This window comes from Neisseria sp. P0022.S010, from assembly GCF_051956635.1.
In genome coordinates this window covers 1-1,938 of the sequence record NZ_JBQCXF010000554.1, presented here as the reverse complement: position 1 = coordinate 1,938, position 1,938 = coordinate 1, and the positions used below count along the sequence as shown (strand labels likewise).

Sequence of the window (1,938 nt, the reverse complement as noted above, 5' to 3'; positions counted from 1 at the left end):
CTTTGGGTAATCGTAAAATTTTCTTTAGGAACAAACCAAGTCTTAAATTGACTAAAATTTAATCAAATAAAACATAATAAAATCAAATAGTTATATTTATAAGATTTTACTATAATCATACAGTAAAAATTTATAGGTAAAACAAGGTTATGCGGCTTTGTGCATAAATTAGGGTTGACATCCCTAAAAATCGCCCCGAATCAAAAGCTCTGTGAAACAACAGCCGATTTCATCAGATGCCATTCAAAAAACACGCGGCCATACATTTTGCGTTACAATACGCACTTATTTTTAAGAAAGAAAAATACGCCATGAAAGCCTCCCAGTTCTTCATTTCTACCCTTAAAGAAGCCCCTGCCGAAGCCGCACTTGCCAGCCACAAGCTGATGATTCGTGCCGGCTTGATCAAAGCCAACGCATCCGGTCTTTATACTTGGATGCCGATGGGCCTGCGCGTATTGCGCAAAGTTGAAAATATCGTACGTGAAGAAATGGCCCGCGCAGGTAGCGTGGAGCTGCTGATGCCGGTGGTACAACCTGCCGAACTGTGGCAAGAATCCGGCCGCTGGGAGTTTTACGGTAAAGAACTGCTGCGCCTGAAAGACCGTCATAACCGCGATTTCTGTATGGGCCCGACTTGTGAAGAAGTGATTGCCGACATCGTGCGCAAAGAAGTCAACAGCTACAAACAACTGCCAAAAAACTTTTACCACATCCAAACCAAATTCCGCGATGAAGTACGTCCGCGTTTTGGTGTGATGCGCGCGCGCGAGTTTGTCATGAAAGACGCTTATTCCTTCCATGCCGACTATGCCTCGCTTCAGACGACCTATCAAGATATGTATGACGCTTACTGCCGTATCTTCACCCGTTTGGGTTTGGAATTCCGTCCTGTTGCCGCAGATACCGGCAGCATCGGCGGTACCGGCTCTCACGAATTCCAAGTATTGGCTGAAAGCGGAGAAGATGTTATTGCATATAGCGACACTTCCGATTACGCCGCCAATATTGAGTTGGCGCCTACCTTGCCGCTTAAAGGCGAACGCGCCGCTGCTCAGGCCGAGTTAACCAAAGTACATACGCCAAACGTTAAAACCATTGAATCTTTGGTTGAATTCCTCAATATTCCGGTTGAACAAACCCTCAAATCCATCGTGGTTGAAGGCGAGAACGAAGGCGAACTCGTCCTGTTGCTGTTGCGCGGCGACCATGAGTTTAACGACATCAAGGCAGAAAAACTGGCCGGCGTGAAATCGCCACTGACCATGGCAAGCCCTGCCGCAATTGTTGAACAGTTCGGCGCAAATGGAGGCTCTCTCGGCCCTGTCAACTTCAAAGGTAAAGTCTATGCCGATTTCGCCACCGAAAAAGGCGCAGACTGGGTGATTGGCGCGAACGAAGACGACTACCACTATACCGGCTTCAACTTCGGCCGAGATGCTGTCGAGCCTGAATTTGTCGATTTGCGCAATGTCATCGAAGGCGACATCAGTCCCGACGAACAAGGCCGTCTGAAACTGGCGCGCGGTATTGAAGTCGGTCATGTATTCCAATTGCGCGACAAATATACCCAAGCCATGAATGTCAGCTTCTTGGACAATAACGGCAAGTCCCAAATCATGGAAATGGGCTGCTACGGTATCGGTATTACCCGCGTTGTTGCCGCCGCCATCGAGCAAAACAACGACGAAAAAGGCATTGTTTGGACCAAAGCAATGGCACCGTTTGAAGTCGTTATCGTGCCGATGAACTACAAAAAATCTGAAGCCGTACGCGAAGCCGCTGACAAAATCTATGCCGAGCTTTTGGCTGCCGGTGCGGATGTATTGTTGGATGACCGCGACGAACGTGCAGGCGTATTGCTGAATGACTCCGAACTGTTGGGTATTCCTCACCGCATCGTGATCGGCGATCGCGCCTTAAAAGAAGGTAATGTCG

At 48.1% G+C, this 1,938-nt stretch carries 1 protein-coding gene; it reads left to right on the top strand.

Annotated elements, in window-relative coordinates; genetic code table 11:
• Positions 1–311: 311 nt before the first annotated feature.
• On the top strand, positions 312–1,938 hold a 1,627-nt coding region (locus tag ACTHUT_RS19315), incomplete at its 3' end, for a proline--tRNA ligase (protein WP_440419455.1).